The sequence below is a fragment of the Westiellopsis prolifica IICB1 genome (assembly GCF_004323185.1).
GTDB lineage: Bacteria > Cyanobacteriota > Cyanobacteriia > Cyanobacteriales > Nostocaceae > Pelatocladus > Pelatocladus prolificus_A.
Window position 1 is genome coordinate 1,436,543 of record NZ_NAPS01000001.1, and the last position, 18,403, is coordinate 1,454,945.

An 18,403-nucleotide genomic window follows, 5' to 3' on the forward strand; every position below is an offset into this window, starting at 1 on the left:
AATAGTCAATAGTCAATAGTCATTTGAATTCTCCCTCTTCGCGTGTCTCCCTTGTACCTGATCTCTGACTCCTGATCTCCAATCCCCAATCCCCAATCCCCAGTCCCCGATCCCCGATCCCCAATCTTCATGGTCTAGAGGTGACATAAACCTGGTAGATTTAGCTATCAGCGAGTACAAACAGGTGAAAATGAAAGTCCTGGTTATTGGTGGCGATGGCTATTGCGGTTGGGCAACCGCGCTTTATCTTTCCAATCGAGGTTACGAAGTTGGTATTTTAGACAGCTTGGTGCGGCGGCACTGGGATAATGAATTGGGTGTGGAAACTCTAACCCCGATAGCACCAATTCAGCAACGAATTCAACGCTGGAAAGACTTAACTGGTAAATCCATCGATTTGTTTATTGGTGATATCACCAATTACGAGTTTCTCCAAAAAGCCCTACACAAGTTTGAACCAAATGCAATCGTGCATTTTGGCGAACAGCGTTCCGCACCATTTTCGATGATTGATCGTGAACATGCTGTTATCACACAAGTCAATAACGTTGTGGGTACGCTGAATTTGTTGTACGCCATGAAAGAGGATTTCCCTGAATGCCATTTGGTAAAATTGGGAACCATGGGTGAATACGGTACACCGAACATAGATATAGAAGAAGGCTATATCACCATTGAACACAACGGACGCAAAGACACCTTGCCTTATCCCAAACAACCTGGTTCAATGTACCACTTAAGCAAAGTCCACGATAGTCACAATATCCACTTTGCTTGTCGGATTTGGGGACTACGGGCAACAGACTTAAATCAAGGTGTGGTTTACGGTGTCCTGACAGAAGAAACCGGCATGGACGAACTGTTAATCAACCGCCTAGATTATGATGGTGTGTTTGGCACAGCACTAAACCGTTTTTGTATCCAAGCTGCAATTGGACACCCCCTAACTGTTTATGGAAAAGGTGGACAAACACGGGGATTTTTGGATATTCGGGACACAGTGCGATGTATCGAACTGGCTATAGCAAACCCTGCACAATCTGGTGAGTTTCGCGTTTTTAACCAATTTACCGAACAATTCAGCGTCGGCGACTTGGCAATCATGGTGAAAAAAGCCGGGAACGCAATGGGACTAAATGTAGAAGTTAACAACTTAGATAATCCCAGAGTTGAAAAAGAAGAACACTACTTTAACGCCAAAAATACTAAACTCTTGGATCTGGGTTTACAACCTCACTATCTCTCTGATTCCCTACTTGATTCTCTGTTGAACTTTGCTGTCAAGTATCAAATCCGAGTCGATAAAAACCAAATTTTGCCAAAAGTCAGTTGGCATCGTAAATAGCAAAGCATGAATATGCGATCGCTTGTTCTATTTGTGTTTGTTGTATTGCCTGGTGTAGCATTTAGTAGCATTAGTGTTTACTATCTGTTTCCTGAATGGACAACACTAGATGCAGCCCATAAAAATTATCAACAAGTGGCAAAGTCCCCATCTGTACAGGTGGGTGACCTACTTATTGCTGAAGCAGCAGAAAACAGACACAGAATCAATTGCTTTGCTGAAGGAGTCGGAGTTTTGTTAGGTGGGATAATAGCAGCCATTGGTATTCATGGTATTTGCACCCTGCCAAACAAAACATCTTGACTTTAAAAACATATTGACAAAACTGGCTGTCACATAATCGCATAATTATGACGACCAGTCTGTTTATGAAGAATGAAAGATGACATCAGTACACAGTTATCAGTTATCCATTAGTAGCTGTTCACTGATAACTGATAACTGATAACTGATTTTTGGTTGTGTGAAATTGATTGTAGTGCATGAAACAGTTTACGCTGTTAGTCATGCTGAAAGTTGTCCAGAAGCTTGAGATGATCTGAACACCGTGCCTGTAGTGAATGATATTTTATGAGGATTGCTCTATTTACCGAAACCTTTCTGCCTAAGGTTGACGGCATTGTCACACGTCTACGTCATACGATTGAACATTTACAACGCAGTGGCGACGAAGTACTCGTGGTTTGCCCAGAAGGTGGTATTACAGAATACAAAGGATCCAAAATATATGGTGTCTCTGGTTTTCCACTACCACTATATCCAGAGTTAAAAATGGCACTGCCTCGGCCAGCAATTGGTCACACATTGGAACAGTTTCAGCCAGATATTATTCATGTGGTCAATCCAGCAGTTTTAGGATTAGCTGGTATATTCTATAGCAAGATACTCAACATTCCTTTGGTAGCTTCTTACCATACTCACTTGCCTCAATATCTTCAGCATTATGGTTTAGGAATGTTAGAAGGATTCTTGTGGGAATTACTGAAAGCAGGTCACAATCAAGCAGCTTTAAATCTATGTACCTCTACAGCGATGATGGAGGAACTTACAACTCACGGTATTGAAAGAGTCAACTTGTGGCAACGGGGAGTAGACACAGAGACATTTCATCCTAGCTTAACTAGCGAGGAAATGCGATCGCGTCTATCGCAAAATCACCCAAATAGCCCTTTATTGCTATATGTTGGGCGTCTTTCTGCCGAAAAAGAAATTGAGCGGATCAAACCCATACTACAAGCTATCCCCGAAGCGAGACTAGCACTAGTAGGAGATGGTCCTCACCGCCAAGCCTTGGAAAAACACTTTGCCAATACAAACACCAACTTCGTGGGATATTTGGTTGGCAAAGAATTAGCATCAGCTTTTGCTAGCGCCGATGCTTTTATCTTCCCTTCCCGCACAGAAACATTAGGTTTAGTACTCCTAGAAGCAATGGCGGCTGGATGTCCGGTAGTTGCAGCCCGTTCTGGTGGCATTCCCGATATCGTGACAGATAGTGTCAATGGATACTTGTTTGCTCCAGATACTGGTGACGAAGGTGCGATCGCTGCTACGGTTCGCTTGTTAGAAATGAAACAAGAACGAGAATCGATTCGTCAAAATGCCCGCAAAGAAGCAGAACGCTGGGGATGGGCCGCTGCAACTCGTCAGTTGCAAGATTACTATCAAAAGGTAATTTATTCCGAATTACCGAAAGCAGCATAATCTGATTTTAGATTTTGGATTTTGGATTTTGGATTGGTAATTCTTAGTAGTTAATTATTGATTTTTGATTACTATAAACCATTAACTAGAAGCAGGTTAATAGTCCAAAATCTAAATCTAAATCTAAAATCTAAAATCTAAAATCTAAAATCTAAAATCTAAAATCTAAAATCTAAAATCTAAAATTTCATGTCGCTTCTAAACACTGGTAGCGTGTTAGCTACATTAACTGAACTCACTCAAGTTAATCGCACTCACACTTTACTACGTCGCGTTAAAGATCTTTCTGTTAATGAATTTGTTTGCTTATTAGACTTTATTACTGCGGAATTTCAACAATTTATACGCGCAATAGAACTTATTAATAACGAAGCCCTAGAAACAATGTTGGAGAAAGTTCTAGAGGCAATTACATTAAAAATAGGTCAAATTCTCCAAGCTGAACACACTACTATTTTTTTAGTAGATCACGACAAAGGTCAACTTTGGACAAAAATTTCTCAAGTTAATATTTATAAACCTTTAAAAATTCGGATTCCGATTACTGTTGGTATTCCTGGCCATGTTGCTACTACAGGTGAATGTCTAAATATATCTGATACTACTTCCCACTCTCTCTTTAGCCCAGATTTAGAAAAACAAATGGGCTATAAGATTAATAATATTTTATGTATGCCAATTTTCAGTAGTAAAAATCAAGTTGTAGCGGTAGTACAACTAGCAAATAAAGCTGGAAATATTCCTTTTAACAGTGAAGATGAAGAACGGTTCCGAGATTTTGCTTCTGCTATAGGTATTATCTTAGAAAGTTGTCAATCTTTTTATGTAGCAGCGCGCAATCAAAGGGGTGCAACAGCGCTTTTGCGAGCAACTCAAACACTAGGACAAAGTTTAGACTTAGAAGCAACTTTGCAAATAGTGATGGAACAGGCACGAATTTTAATGCAAGCAGACCGCAGCACGCTATTTTTATATCGGAAAGAAATGGGGGAACTCTGGACAAAAATAGCTGCTGCTGATGGCAAACAAATGATGGAAATTCGTATTCCTGCTAACCGTGGAATTGTTGGTTATGTTGCTGCTACTGGTGAAGCACTAAATATTGCTGATGCTTATAAAGATCCGCGTTTTGACCCCACTACAGATAGGAAAACTGGGTATATAACCAGTAATATTTTATGTTTACCAGTATTTAATTCTGCAAATGAATTAATTGGTGTGACACAGTTAATTAATAAACACCAAGGCAGTTTTAGTGCTTCGGATGAAGAATTTATGCGGGCTTTTAATATTCAAGCAGGAATTGCTTTAGAAAATGCTCGTTTATTTGAAAATGTACTATTAGAAAAACAATATCAAAAAGATATCCTGCAAAGTCTTTCCGATGCAGTAATTTCTACAGATATGGAAGGTCGCATTGTGAGCATTAATGATGCAGCTTTAGAATTACTTGGTTGTCCTTTAAAAGATACGAATGCTAAAAATAATAAAGTTACTTGGAAACAAAATATAATTGGTCGCTTAGTGTGGGATGTTGTACCAATTGATAATTTGCAAATGCGACTGGAAGACAGTTTAAAAACAGGTGCAAAACATTATGTACCGGAGCAAAATTTGACGTTAGGATTATATTTAGACACTACAGAACAAGATATCAAGACTTATATATTAGCAATTCGCGATCGCACTCAAAGTCATCTTTTTATTGCCTGGAATCAGTCCCTTACTCTCCAGTCGAAGTTTATCAGTGCTGAAAGCGTCAACCAAATCGAACGTAGTATAAATTTAACTGTTAATCCCCTGACGAACCCAGAAGGAGGAGTGCGGGGTGGTTTGGTAGTTTTAGAAGATATTAGTCGGGAAAAGCGAATGAAAAATACTATGTACCGCTACCTGACTCCTCGTGTTGCGGAACAAGTTATGGCATTGGGCGAGGATGCTTTAATGGTGGGTGAACGTAAAGAAGTCACCATTTTGTTTTCAGATATTAGAGGTTACACCACTTTGACCGAAAATTTGGGTGCGGCAGAGGTGGTATCGTTGCTAAATCAGTATTTTGAAACAATGGTAGAGGCGGTATTTAACCACGAAGGTACTCTTGATAAGTTTATTGGCGATGCTTTGATGGCGGTATTTGGTGCGCCACTCCCGCTTGCAGAAAATCATGCTTGGAAAGCTGTACAAGCTGCTTTAGAAATGCGACAGCGATTAGAAGAATTTAACCAGCGTCGGATAATTCAAGAACAGCCAAAAATTCATATTGGTATTGGAATTAGTTCTGGGGAAGTAGTATCTGGAAATATTGGTTCTCACAAACGCATGGATTACACTGTCATCGGTGATGCTGTAAATTTAAGCTCGCGTTTAGAAGCTATTACTAAAGAGTATGGCTGTGATATTATTCTCAGTGAATTTACTTACCAACTATGCCGCGATCGCATCTGGGTACGCGAGTTAGATAAAATTCGCGTCAAAGGTAAATATCAAGCTGTAAATATTTATGAATTAATCTGTGATCGCACTACACATTTAGATGCTGCAACTCAAGATTTTCTGTTTGACTATAATTCTGGACGTGAAGCTTATCTAAATCGCAATTTTAAGCGTGCGATCGCATATTTTGAATCAGCAAAAAAAATCCGACCATTAGATCAGACTGTCAATATTCATTTGAAACGCGCTCGTAGTTACCTTAGAGAAATTCTACCAAGCTGTTGGGATGGAGTTTGGACAATGATGCATAAATAGTTAGTTCACTAACTCCTCAACCTTCCGCTTCCCCCTCATCTATTCGGAAAGGATTTTCGCCGATTCTTAACTGTTTTTTTGATTGCTTCAAGCTTTTCCACAAACCCTTGATCTTTTCATAAGCTTCTTCAGCAGATATTTTACCGGCTGTCTCTAAATTGCAGATATAGCTGATTCTTTGGGCAAATTCTTGCAGATTCGCATTAAATACCAAATTTTCTGGTTTTACTTGACCGTAGTAGCGACCACGAGGATATAGAAAATCATCTTTGTTAGGCATTTTTTGATCCAATTTTCACCTCCTTATTGTTTTTAATCTCAAACTGAAGAACTAGCAATCCTAATATTTTTCTTAAAACTTGCAAACGATAAAGTAGAAAGGTTAAGAAGTCTTTCTTCCTTACTCTCTAATCCTTACTATGGTTAATTTTGTCAAAAATTAATTATTTAGTTTTGAGTAGGTTTACGGATTTTTCCCAATTATTGTGAAACACTAATATATTTAACTTTAATGACTAAATCATCTGATATTGTTTTATTTTATACATTTTGATTACTAATTTTATCTTGTAAAAATAGATACTATTTCGATAAAAAGCAAATCATAGACAATTTATGTTAAATTCCCACTATCATTTTATGCATCTATCTTTAGTCAACAGTTTTACTTAAGTATTTTACTGATGACTAATAACGAAAAACAAAAGATAAAATGATTAAGCCGAAACGCATAGAAGCAAGCCATCGAACTGAAATTTACTTACTACCATGACTGCCCAAACTAAGTTATATGAAGGCAAAGCCAAAATTATTTATTCTACGGATAACCCGGAAATTTTATTGGCTGTTTTTAAAGATGATGCTACAGCATTTAATGCTCAAAAACGCGGTAGTATCGAAAATAAGGGAAAGATTAATAATATCATTTCTAGTAAAATATTTCAACAACTAAAAGCTCGTGGTGTCAATACCCACTTCATTGACAGTCCTGCTCCAAATCAAATGCGGATCAAGGCAGTAAAAATATTGCCATTGGAAGTGGTTGTCAGGAACATCGCCGCAGGTAGTCTTTGTCAACAAACAGGGTTAGCACTGGGTAGTGTACTCAAAATGCCATTAGTGGAGTTTTATTATAAAAACGACGAATTGGGAGATCCATTGTTGACACGCGATCGCCTCCTGCTTCTGGAACTAGCAACTCCGGAACAAGTTGACAGTATAATCCATCTTGCATTGCAAATTAACGAATTTCTCAAAGAGTTTTTCCAGGGGTGTGGTATTACCTTAGTGGACTTCAAACTAGAATTTGGTTTGGATTCACAACAGCAGTTGCTATTAGCAGATGAAATTAGTCCAGATACCTGTCGTTTGTGGGATATATCCGCAGGAGATGACCCCAATCGTCGTGTACTAGATAAAGACCGCTTTCGTCGGGACTTAGGAAATGTTGAGAATGCTTATCAGGAGGTTTTGAGAAGAGTACTTGAAGCAGTGGAAAAAGAGTAATGGTGATTGTGATGAGTGGTATTGGGCATTGGGCATTTGGTATTGACCATTGACCATTGACTATTGTACAGACGCGTAGACCCTCCTAAGAGCGGCTTCAAGGTAAGAGTATAATCGCGTCTACATATTGACCAACAAAATTTTTGATTAAAAGCTAAATCTCTATTTGATGGTGTGGAAGTGAAGAACAATCAGAATAAAATGCGCTTGTCTCCCGTATTGATGACCATGGTGGCGATCGCCACACCTTTAAGCGGTTCGCTTCATGCTAACGCGCAAACCGCAAATAATTCCAAAAAAACAGCCGATTTTTTCGTCCCAACAACAAATCAAGACCAAGAAGTTGTTGCGGGTTTTCCAACTATTGATACAACAGCAGAAGTAACAGTTCCAACTTCTACTATTCCAAATATTACACAAATTGCTGAAGGTACAACAGCAACAGTAAAACCAGATAAAGAAGAAGTTATTGGCGTATTTCCTGCGAAAAAGACAACAATAGACTTATCTAAACTAACTAACAATCGGTCAAAAAAATTACAGAACTCTCAAAAAACACAGCCAACAACACTAAGGACATCGACAGCAAACCAACAAATGTTTGTTAGCACTGTCGGTGCATCAGCACTAAAGACAACACCAAAGAGCGTAACATCAACATCAACAACATCAACAACTGCACAAAATTCTCCCACAGTTGTTCCTCAAAACACCCAACAACCACCAATCAACCAAAAACCACCAACTAACCAAAAACCACCAACTAACCAAAAACCACCAACTAACCAACAACCACCAACTAACCAAAAACCACCAATCAACCAACAACCACCAACTAACCAACAACCACCAATCAACCAACAACCACCAATCAACCAACAACCAACAACAGAAGCAGAACCTCGCGTACTAGTATCAGAAGTTGTGGTTAGGACAGAGAGCGGACAAGCGCTACCAGCAGAACAAGAAAACCAAGTTTACGGGGTAGTTCGTACTCAACCAGGACGAACAACAACGCGATCGCAACTGCAAGAAGATATTAACTCTGTCTTTGCTACTGGTTTTTTCTCAAATGTGCAAGCAGTGCCAGAAGATACACCCCTGGGGGTACGAGTCACATTTGTAGTTCAATTGAACCCCGTTTTAAATCAAGTAAAAATTGACGCCAACCCTGGTACAAATGTAGCTTCTGTACTACCTCCAAATACTGTCAATCAAATCTTTAGCAGCCAGTATGGTCAAATTTTGAACTTACGTGATTTGCAAGAAGGTATTAAACAGTTACTAAAGGTATATCAAGACAAAGGGTACGTACTAGCACAAGTAGTTGGAGCTCCACAAGTATCTCCAGATGGAGTTGTTACCCTGAATGTAGCAGAAGGGGTAGTAGAAAATATCAATGTCCAATACCGTAATAAAGAAGGTCAGGAAACGGATAAAAATGGAAATCCGATTCGGGGGCGAACACAGCCTTATATTATTACACGTGAAATCCAATTGAAGCCGGGACAAGTATTCAACCGCAACATCATCCAAAAAGATTTACAACGTGTATATAGTTTGGGGCTATTTGAAGATGTAAATGTTTCGCTTAACCCCGGTACTAACCCCAGCGAAGTCGATGTACAAGTTAATGTAGTTGAACGTAACAGTGGTTCCATCGCCGCAGGTGCAGGTATCAGTTCTGCCAGTGGTTTGTTTGGTACTATCAGTTACCAAGAGCAAAACCTCAACGGCAGAAACCAAAAACTGGGAGGCGAAGTAGAGGTGGGTTTACGCGATTCTTTTCTCTTTGATATTCGGTTTACCGATCCTTGGATAGCTGGAGATCCCTACCGAACTTCCTATACTACAAATATTTTCCGTAGCCGTACGATTTCGTTACTTTTTGAAGGTAAAGATGACAATGTTGAAACCTTTAAAAACAGTGAATCTACGGATGGAGATGTTCCTCGGATTTTACGTCTAGGTGGCGGTGTCACCTTCACCCGTCCTTTGTCTAAAAATCCCTACGAACGTGCAGAATGGACTGCTTCCGCTGGTTTACGGTATCAACGAATATCCACTCGTGATTCTGATGGCGATCTTAGAAAAAGAGGAACAGTATATAGAAATGATCGACCAACAGAGATCATTGACCTGACCGAATCTGGAACAGGTCAAGACGACTTGCTGACATTGCAATTAGCAGCAGTCCGAGATAAACGTGATAGTGCTTTACAACCAACAAGGGGTTCCTTCTTCCGCTTGGGATTAGACCAGTCGGTACCTATAGGTCTAGGTAACATTTTATCAAGCAAAATTAGAGGTAGTTATAGCTACTATCTGCCTGTAAAATTCGTTAACTTTGGCAAAGGAGCGCAAACAATTGCTTTCAACGTACAAGGAGGAACGATATTGGGTGATGTACCTCCTTACGAAGCTTTTACCCTGGGTGGAAGTAACTCGGTGCGAGGCTATGACGAAGGTCAATTAGCTACTAGCAGTAGTTTCTTGCAAGCCACTGTTGAGTATCGCTTCCCTGTGCTGTCTGTAGTTAGCGGCGCCCTATTTTTCGATGCTGCTACTGACTTGGGAACAGAAACAAAAGTAGGAGATTTATTGGATAAAAGCGGTACTGGCTACGGCTATGGTGTTGGTGTACGGGTACAATCCCCATTGGGTCCCATCCGCATTGACTATGGGATCAATGACGAAGGAGATAGCCGGATCAATTTTGGTATTGGGGAAAGGTTCTAATTTTGTCAAAAGTCAAGGTTCAAGAGTCCATAGTCAATGGTTAATAGTATAGAGAATTTAAAATCGACCCTTGACTTTTGACCCTTGACCCTTGACTTTTGACCCTTGACTTTTGACTAAATTTTATGCAAAAAACTCTCGCAGCTGAAATTATTCTTACAGGGGTGGGACTGCATAGTGGTGTAAATACCAAAGTGCGGATCATACCAGCACAACCAGATAGCGGACGTTACTTTGTCCGGACAGACTTACTAAACACTCCAATTATTCCAGCTCAAGTACCTGCTGTTAGTCAGACTGTTCTCTCAACTCAGTTAGGCAAAGATGAGGAAAGTGTTCGGACTGTAGAGCATTTATTAGCAGCCCTGGCAGGTATGGGTGTAGACAATGCTCGTATTGAAATTGACGGGCCAGAAGTGCCGCTTTTAGATGGTTCGGCAAAGCCATGGGCAGAAAGTATTGCTCAAGCTGGTTTGGTGTCCCAAAACTCAACTACAGCATCCAAGACGACTGTGTCTATCAATGAACCTATATGGGTTCGCCAGGATGATGCTTTTGTTTGCGCCCTCCCTGCACCAACTACTCGCTTCACCTATGGCATTGATTTTGAATTACCTGCGATTGGTAATCAATGGTACAGTTGGTCACTATCTGCAAAATCGGAAAAATCTTATTCTAGCTTTACAACAGAAATAGCCCCAGCCCGTACTTTTGGTTTACTACATCAAATTGAATACCTGCAAAAATCCGGGTTAATTAAGGGTGGAAGCCTAGAAAATGCTCTTGTGTGCGGCCCTGATGGTTGGCTAAATCCACCATTAAGATTTGCAAATGAGCCAGTACGTCATAAAATTTTGGATCTAGTAGGAGATTTGAGTTTACTAGGACTTTTCCCTCATGCTCATTTTTTGGCATATAAAGCCAGCCACAATTTACACGTGCAACTGGCACAGAAAATTTGGGAATTGCGTTAGTGGTTATTGGTTTGTAGATAGTGGTAAATAGTTAGTGGTACCTTGGTGTCAAAATACTAACTAATAACTACTAACAAACATAATTTGATCGCCTACTAGATTACACCTAACAATCAACCACACAATCAATGGCAACTGTCACCGAAGTCAACTCTACCGATAATCCGACATCCGCACCTACCCAGGAGCAGTCTGACAATTCGACTACAAATACATCTGAAACAAAAGTAATGTTCACGGCGGAAGAAATTCAGAAACTTCTACCCCATCGTTACCCCTTTGCACTTGTAGATAAGATTATTGACTATACACCAGGGAAACGAGCTGTTGGTATTAAAAACGTCACAATTAATGAACCTCATTTTCAAGGACATTTTCCAGGACGTCCGATTATGCCGGGTGTGCTGATAGTGGAAGCAATGGCACAAGTCGGTGGTGTATTGATGACACAAGTGCCACAATTAGAAGGCGGACTTTTTCTGTTTGCTGGTATAGATAAAGTCCGTTTTCGTCGCCAAGTTGTTCCCGGTGATCAACTAATTATGACTGTGGAACTGTTGTGGATCAAACAACGTCGTTTCGGTAAGATGCAGGCTCGCGCCGAGGTTGACAGTCAGTTAGTTGCTGAAGGCGAATTAATGTTTTCCCTCGTAAGCTGAAAAATTATTCTATTGGTAGAGGTATCAGCATAAAGCACCTCTACAAAATTTTGTATTAGGAATATCAGCAACAACAAAAAACAACTGTTACAGTCTGATTTCCATATATTCACTGCCCTCACACCTGTAAAAACTTCATGCTTTCGGCTACTGAACTCAGACGCTCCGTGGCGCGTTTGGCAAGAAACTTAGCACGCTTACTGTTCTGGAGATGCACCCTTGAAAACGCTTATTCATCCAACTGCTGTAATTCATCCTAACGCGGATCTGCACCCGACAGTGGAAGTCGGTGCTTATGCTGTGATTGGTGGGCATGTGAAAGTAGGTCCTGATACTACAATTGGCGCTCATGTAGTGCTGGACGGACATGTGGAAATCGGAGCGCGAAATCAGATTTTTCCGGGGTCTGCCATTGGTATGGAACCCCAAGATCGAAAGTATACTGGTGAAGCTAGCTGGGTCAAAATTGGTAACGATAATCGCATTCGTGAATATGTGACAATTAACCGTGCTACTGGTGTAGGAGAAGCTACAACAATTGGTAACGGTAATTTATTAATGGCTTATGTGCATGTTGCTCATAACTGTGTAATCGAAGACTCTGTGACTATTTCTAATGCGGTGGCGATCGCAGGTCATGTTCATATTGAATCACGAGCAACGATTAGTGGAGTTCTCGGTATCCATCAATTTGTGCATATTGGTAAGCACGCGATGGTAGGAGGAATGAGCCGTATTGACCGAGATGTACCACCATATATGTTGGTAGAAGGAAATCCGACGCGAGTGCGATCGCTCAACCTCGTGGGACTCAAACGCGCTGGTTTTTCTGCTAGTGAATTACAAATATTGAAAAAAGCCTTCCGTATACTCTACCGTTCAGATTTACTCTTTAAAGACGCTTTGGAAGAAGTAGAACTGTTAGGAAATACAGAACAATTACAGCACTTGCGTCGTTTTCTGCTACTCTCCCAAATGCCCGGAAGACGTGGTTTAATTCCTGGAAAAGGGAAAGTAACTACCAGAGATGATGAGTCTTGATCATAAGGGATCGGGGATCAGGGATCGGGGATCGGGGACAGGGAGTGTGGGAAGTGTGGGGAGACAAGGGAGACAAGGGAGACATATCAATTAAAAATTAAAAATTGAGAAGGGAGACAAGGGAGTGTGGGGGGAATTATTTAACAAGTCTTTTCCCAATGCTCCATGCCCCATGCCCTATCCCCTATCCCCTATCCCCTATCCCCTATCCCCTATCCCCTATCCCCTATCCCCTATCCCCTAAAAATGCGAATATTTATTAGTACTGGTGAAGTTTCTGGTGATTTGCAGGGGTCGCTATTGGTGACAGCACTGCAACAGCAAGCTATTGCTGCTGGGTTGGAATTAGAAATTGTGGCACTTGGTGGTGACAAAATGGCAGCAGCAGGAGCCATTTTGCTAGGTAATACTAGCGAAATAGGTTCTTTTGGTCTGTTGGAATCTCTTAGTTTTGTACTACCAACTCTGCAAATTCAGCGCCAAGCGATCGCCTATCTCAAGCAAAATCCACCTGACTTGGTAGTGTTGATTGATTACATGGGACCAAATCTAGGTATTGGCAATTATCTTCGCCGCCAAATGCCACAAGTGCCAATTGTATATTATATTGCTCCTCAAGTTTGGGCTTCTTCAGTTAATCTTGGTAATACAAAGCAAATTATTCATGTGAGTGATAGAATCTTAGCTATTTTCCCTGAAGAAGCGCGTTATTTTCGAGACAAAGGTGCGAAAGTTACTTGGGTTGGTCATCCACTGGTAGATAGAATAGAAAAATTTCCCAGCCGACAAACAGCACGTAGTCAATTAGGAATTGCTGATGATGCGATCGCTGTAGCACTTTTACCAGCTTCTCGTCATCAAGAACTCAAGTATCTTCTACCTGTAATGTTTAAAGCAGCACAGCTAATTCAAGCCAAACTACCGCAAGTCCATTTCTGGATTCCCCTATCTCTGGAAATTTACAGACATAAAATTGAACAAGAGATACAACGGTACAATTTACAAGCTACTGTAGTTTCAGGTCAACAACAGGAAGTACTAGCTGCTGCTGATTTAGCACTTACGAAGTGCGGGACTGTCAACCTGGAACTCGCCTTGTTAAAAGTACCGCAGGTAGTTATTTACCGTCTTAGTCCTTTTACTTATTGGGTTGCTCGTAATATCCTCAAAATAACTTTTCCTTTTGGCTCGCCAGTTAATTTGATTGTGATGAAAGCAATTGTGCCAGAGTTTCTTCAAAAAAAAGCCACGCCAGAGAATATTATTCAAGCAGCAATGGAATTTTTGCTAAACCAGGAACGCAAACAACAAATACAAGCAGATTATGAAGAAATGCAACAGTGTATGGGAAAATCGGGAGTGTGCGATCGCGCAGCTAAAGAAATTTTGCAAATGCTGTAAGTAGTCATTAGTTATTTGTCATTAGTTATTTGTTATTGGTAAGTGTTTCAAGGTTGTTTACGTTTCGTAACTCACGTTCTGTTTATTCCCACCGACTTATCTATGAATAATTAAGCGATTTTTTTAGATGAGTAAAAAGAAAGCAATGAGAACAAGGCTGAGAACAACAGCGAACAAAATAGCGTATTCGACTCGGCGACTGATGATTCCGACAGCTGCAATTAAAGCGATCGCAAGGCTAAAAATACCAATGTATTGTTCTCTTTGTAAATTTTTAGCTATCAATGGGTCTTGTTGCTGATTATTTGGTAATGGGGTTTCTGGAATTGTTTGTGCTAGGTAGTGTGATTTAAAAGTAACTGATTCTTGTTTATAAGTCTTCATAAGTATTATTTTTTAATTAATTTTATTAAGACAATAAATGATTTATTTCTCAGATATTTGTCATTTATATGTCAACCCTGCATCAAGTTTATTGTTGATGAATTCTTCTCATATCAACCTTTAGGGTGATTATGAAAAAATAGAGAAGTTGCTGATTTGGCTGCTAAACTTCAAACCAATAAATCAATTGTCACACCATTTATGGATAAACCAATTGATTACCATGCATAGTTTTTCTTCTTCAGGCTCATAATAAGCTAAAAAACATCTAATTTGCAGATTAAATTTTATCAATCTCTTGTGGGGTGGGCATCTTGCCCGCCCAAATCATGCAACTTGAATGCCGATTAGCTTATCTCTCCGTAGTAGGCATAGGAAAAAAGTAACCAATTGAATACAAAAATACATTGAACACTAATGGATGGTATTGATTTGAATTTTCTCTTTATACCGTTTCAATCAATTTATGTATCTCATCAAATAGATTTACTTAACCTGCTCTTAAACTAATTAATATCTTCTGAAGTTTAATGTAAGGGTGGTCTGCGATCGCCATGTTAAAAAATAAAGCTGTTTCCCTGCGACTACCAGGGTTGAAACGGTTACTGTCTTACCAGCGAGCATGGTTACGAGGGGATGTGCTAGCGGGTGTAACAGTGGCTGCTTATTTAATTCCCCAGTGTATGGCTTATGGGGAGTTAGCAGGGGTGAAGCCTGTAGTTGGATTGTGGGCAATTATACCACCAATGGTGATTTACACTCTGTTTGGTTCATCACCTCAACTCTCGGTCGGGCCAGAATCAACAACAGCAGTGATGACGGCGGCGGCGATCGCTCCTTTGGTAGCAGCTAATGATAGTAATTACCCTATTCTCGCTTCTCTGCTGGCTTTGATGGTGGGAATAATCTGCATAATTGGCTACATTGCCCGTCTGGGTTTTCTGGCAGACCTCTTATCAAAACCAATTTTGATTGGGTATATGGCAGGGGTTGCTGTGATTATGATTACAGGGCAATTTGGTAAAATTGCTGGCATTGATATTGCGGCAAACACTGTTTTTGGACAAGTTAGGGAATTCCTCAGCAGGCTGGAGCAAATTCACTTGCCAACTTTGATTCTGGCAGTTTTCGTCTTATTTTTCTTATTCTTTATTCAAAATCGCTTTCGCAATGCACCCGCCCCCTTGCTAGCGGTATTACTAGCAACGGCTGCTGTCACACTATTTCATCTAGATGACTGGGGAGTGGCTGTTGTTGGATCAATTCCGGCTGGTTTGCCTCATTTTGCCTTACCCAAGGTTTCAGTTGAGGAACTTTTACCACTAGTAGCATCGGCGATTGGGATTGCAATTGTTGGCTATTCAGATAATGTACTGACAGCACGGGCATTTGCTACCCGCAATCACTATAAAATCGATGCAAACCAAGAACTATTGGCGCTAGGAACCTCTAACTTGGGAAACGGATTGATGCAGGGTTTCCCAATAAGTAGCAGTGGTAGCCGTACTGTAATCGGTGACTCATTGGGAAGCAAGACACAGATGTTTTCCTTGATAGCGCTGATTGTGGTTGTCTTGGTGCTGTTGTTTTTGCGCCCATTATTAGCACAATTTCCGAAAGCAGCATTGGGAGCAATTGTGATTTACGCAGCTACCAAACTAATTGAAATCCGAGAATTTTTGAGGTTGGGAAAATTTCGCCGGAGTGAGTTATTGCTGGCTTTGATCACAACGCTTGGGGTACTGTTGACAGATATTCTGGTTGGCGTTGGTGTAGCTGTGGGTTTGTCAGTGATTGATTTGTTTGCTCGCGTAGCACGTCCACATGATGCAGTTTTAGGAGAAGTGCCAGATTTACCAGGATTACACGATATCGAAGATTGGGAGGGAGCAAAGACCATTCCAGGACTAGTAATTTATCGCTATGATGCTCCTCTATGTTTTGCCAATGTAGAACATTTCAAAAGACGCGCATTGGAAGCGGTAGAAGCGGAAACAACTCCAGTGGAGTGGTTTGTGCTGAACACCGAAGCAATTGTAGAAGTTGATATTACTGCTATTGACACAATCGCAGAATTGCAAAGTGAATTAGCCAACAGAGGTATTACCTTTGCTATGACGCGTGTGAAACAGGATCTCTACCTACAGCTAAAGCGATCAGGATTGTTGCAGAAGATCGGATCAGAACATATATATTTGACTATACATACAGCGATCGCAGGATTTGCAGCACGCGATCGCCATTCTCACAAGTATAGTCAAGAATAAAGAACAGGTTCGTTTATGGCGAAAAGCGAGATAATATCGCTTTTGTTTTTAAATTACAAATTTTCACAATCGCCTCTACCATTTCCTTCTGATCTCCTTGCAAATTGAGTCTGTCTAGTGCTTGATGAAAATCATCACCAGAACGTAGGTTGTGAGTCAATTCAGTCAGTTGAGATGAGTCCAGAACTTTCTGAATTTCTCGATTACGCCGTTGACGTACTGCTTGAAGTTGTTGCCGTACTTGCGGGGTAAGATTCACCTCTAAGGATGATTTCGCTGTTATGGCAATAGTCACAGCAGAATTTGTATAGAAAGTAACCGAGGAAGCTAAAGCAGTTGTCGGTAATAAGACAACAAGCAGAAAAATTATACTGAAGATATATACAAACTTGGTTAATCTGAGCGTCATCCGATTTTGGATTGACCCGACAGTCCCCATTCCCCAAAATTGGGGGTTAGGGGGAAGGGCTTGTAGCATCCAGGAATGATTAGTCATATTGAAAAATCTTTACTTATTAATAATCGTTAATAATCAATAGTCAGTGGTTAGTGGTTGTTTGTGGTTAATGATTTTCCAATTTCCGCTCTCCACTCAACTTGATTTTTTCATTTTATTAATCTGTCTTTGCAATTCTTCAATTTTTCGCTGTAATTTTTCGACTTCTGGGTTTTGGGTAGCATTTTCTGTTGGTTTCACATCTACTGATCCCGATGCAGGCGATCGCATATAATTTCCCTGCTTGATTTGCTGATATTCTGCTGATACTGACCACTCCTGTAGATAACGCAAGCGTTCTACTGGAAAAGGATGGCTCAACATCTCGCTTTGAGCGCCACTGTAAACCAAAAATTTATAGACTTGATTTAATTCATCTTCGTCCAGCAGTTGATAATTTTCTGACTGACGAATTAACTCTTTTAAACTACATTCATTGACATATTTTATACTGCCACCCGCACTTCTCATAATTGATGTCATCACAGTATCTAAGTCATCTACTAATAATAATGCGGCTCTGTCTGCTGATAACTCTGCTTTGCGTCGCCATTCAAAAAAAGCATAAATTAATGCTGGTGTCACAAAATTACCGATACCAAAAGTAAATCTTCCCAGAGCTGAAGCAGCACTCATCGCCCCCATCGCCATTTGAATTAAAATAGTATGACCACATTTAATATGCCCCAGTTCATGGGCTAGCACCGCCCTAATTTCGGCTTCGTTTAGTAAGTCTAAAATCCCTGTATTTATGACTATATAGGGATGTTCTTGCCCTAGTGCATAGCTATCGGCTTGGGGATTTTGTGATACAAACAGTGCTGGTTCTGGATAAATATCCAAATCTCGCACACATTGGCGAAAAATCTGGTAAATAGTGGAGTATTGACGAGGCCCAACTTGGATGGTGTTGCCCATTAGATAAATTAACTGGGGGCGCTCGTAGATAAATTCCATCAGTTTACGGGCGACTAAATCAAATCCCGGTAAACTACGTAAGGCTTGTTCAGCTTGCCGATCCAGGGGGTGTCTAAAAGCTTCGCTGGATATTCCTGTATAAGTTGCCATAATTTAGGGTTATTGGTGATTGGTCATTGGTAGACCCGATTAATCGCGTCTGTACAATAGTCATTGGTCAT

Annotated in this window: 15 protein-coding genes; 11 read left to right on the top strand and 4 right to left on the bottom strand. The window is 40.5% G+C overall.

Translation table 11 applies throughout. From position 1 onward, the window contains the following. The first annotated feature begins 190 nt into the window (after positions 1-190). The 4 genes from B4U84_RS06160 to B4U84_RS06175 all read left to right on the top strand — a co-directional run bounded on the left by B4U84_RS06160 (position 191) and on the right by B4U84_RS06175 (position 5,797). Positions 191-1,345: an NAD-dependent epimerase/dehydratase family protein gene (locus B4U84_RS06160; RefSeq protein WP_131116156.1), complete on the top strand. Its 1,155-nt coding sequence runs from the start codon at positions 191-193 to the stop codon at positions 1,343-1,345. Between the two features lie 6 nt (positions 1,346-1,351). Beyond that, positions 1,352-1,648: a hypothetical protein gene (locus B4U84_RS06165; RefSeq protein WP_026081761.1), complete on the top strand. Its 297-nt coding sequence runs from the start codon at positions 1,352-1,354 to the stop codon at positions 1,646-1,648. Between the two features lie 267 nt (positions 1,649-1,915). After that, on the top strand, positions 1,916-3,049 hold the full coding sequence (locus B4U84_RS06170; protein ID WP_131116158.1) for a glycosyltransferase family 4 protein: 1,134 nt from the start codon (positions 1,916-1,918) through the stop codon (positions 3,047-3,049). Positions 3,050-3,238: 189 nt separating this feature from the next. After that, positions 3,239-5,797, top strand: a complete 2,559-nt coding sequence (locus tag B4U84_RS06175; RefSeq protein WP_131116162.1) for a GAF domain-containing protein — start codon at positions 3,239-3,241, stop codon at positions 5,795-5,797. Positions 5,798-5,813: 16 nt separating this feature from the next. Here the strand turns inward: B4U84_RS06175 and B4U84_RS06180 are convergent, their stop codons facing one another. Beyond that, positions 5,814-6,077 carry a DUF7219 family protein gene (locus B4U84_RS06180; RefSeq protein ID WP_017309221.1) on the bottom strand — a complete coding sequence of 88 codons (264 nt, stop codon included), beginning with the start codon at positions 6,075-6,077 and terminating at the stop codon, positions 5,814-5,816. A 488-nt stretch (positions 6,078-6,565) separates the two neighbouring features. Here B4U84_RS06180 and purC point away from each other — a divergent pair, with 488 nt between their 5' ends. From purC to lpxB, 6 genes are all read left to right on the top strand, one after another. After that, a complete protein-coding gene (purC, locus tag B4U84_RS06185; RefSeq protein WP_017309220.1) occupies positions 6,566-7,303 on the top strand; it encodes a phosphoribosylaminoimidazolesuccinocarboxamide synthase in 738 nt (245 codons plus the stop codon). A 201-nt stretch (positions 7,304-7,504) separates the two neighbouring features. Next, complete coding sequence (locus tag B4U84_RS06190) at positions 7,505-10,042, top strand: BamA/TamA family outer membrane protein (RefSeq protein ID WP_165490289.1); 2,538 nt, start codon at positions 7,505-7,507, stop codon at positions 10,040-10,042. A gap of 125 nt (positions 10,043-10,167) precedes the next feature. Beyond that, complete coding sequence (lpxC, locus tag B4U84_RS06195; protein ID WP_017309218.1) at positions 10,168-11,016, top strand: UDP-3-O-acyl-N-acetylglucosamine deacetylase; 849 nt, start codon at positions 10,168-10,170, stop codon at positions 11,014-11,016. A 128-nt stretch (positions 11,017-11,144) separates the two neighbouring features. After that, positions 11,145-11,675: a 3-hydroxyacyl-ACP dehydratase FabZ gene (gene fabZ / locus B4U84_RS06200; protein ID WP_017309217.1), complete on the top strand. Its 531-nt coding sequence runs from the start codon at positions 11,145-11,147 to the stop codon at positions 11,673-11,675. Between the two features lie 219 nt (positions 11,676-11,894). After that, positions 11,895-12,716, top strand: coding sequence for an acyl-ACP--UDP-N-acetylglucosamine O-acyltransferase (gene lpxA / locus B4U84_RS06205; RefSeq protein ID WP_131116168.1), 822 nt, complete (start codon positions 11,895-11,897; stop codon positions 12,714-12,716). Positions 12,717-12,962: 246 nt separating this feature from the next. Next, positions 12,963-14,117 carry a lipid-A-disaccharide synthase gene (gene lpxB, locus B4U84_RS06210; RefSeq protein WP_131116171.1) on the top strand — a complete coding sequence of 385 codons (1,155 nt, stop codon included), beginning with the start codon at positions 12,963-12,965 and terminating at the stop codon, positions 14,115-14,117. Between the two features lie 123 nt (positions 14,118-14,240). Here lpxB and B4U84_RS06215 read toward each other — a convergent pair whose 3' ends face one another. Beyond that, positions 14,241-14,501: a hypothetical protein gene (locus B4U84_RS06215; protein WP_131116175.1), complete on the bottom strand. Its 261-nt coding sequence runs from the start codon at positions 14,499-14,501 to the stop codon at positions 14,241-14,243. Positions 14,502-15,055: 554 nt separating this feature from the next. Here B4U84_RS06215 and sulP point away from each other — a divergent pair. Then, positions 15,056-16,768, top strand: coding sequence for a sulfate permease (gene sulP / locus B4U84_RS06225; protein ID WP_131116178.1), 1,713 nt, complete (start codon positions 15,056-15,058; stop codon positions 16,766-16,768). A gap of 13 nt (positions 16,769-16,781) precedes the next feature. Here sulP and B4U84_RS06230 read toward each other — a convergent pair whose 3' ends face one another. Next, positions 16,782-17,177 carry a hypothetical protein gene (locus tag B4U84_RS06230; RefSeq protein ID WP_131118742.1) on the bottom strand — a complete coding sequence of 132 codons (396 nt, stop codon included), beginning with the start codon at positions 17,175-17,177 and terminating at the stop codon, positions 16,782-16,784. Positions 17,178-17,360: 183 nt separating this feature from the next. Further along, positions 17,361-18,332 (bottom strand): M48 family metallopeptidase, encoded by a 972-nt coding sequence (locus tag B4U84_RS06235; RefSeq protein ID WP_131116181.1) that lies wholly within the window; start codon positions 18,330-18,332, stop codon positions 17,361-17,363. Positions 18,333-18,403: the final 71 nt, after the last annotated feature.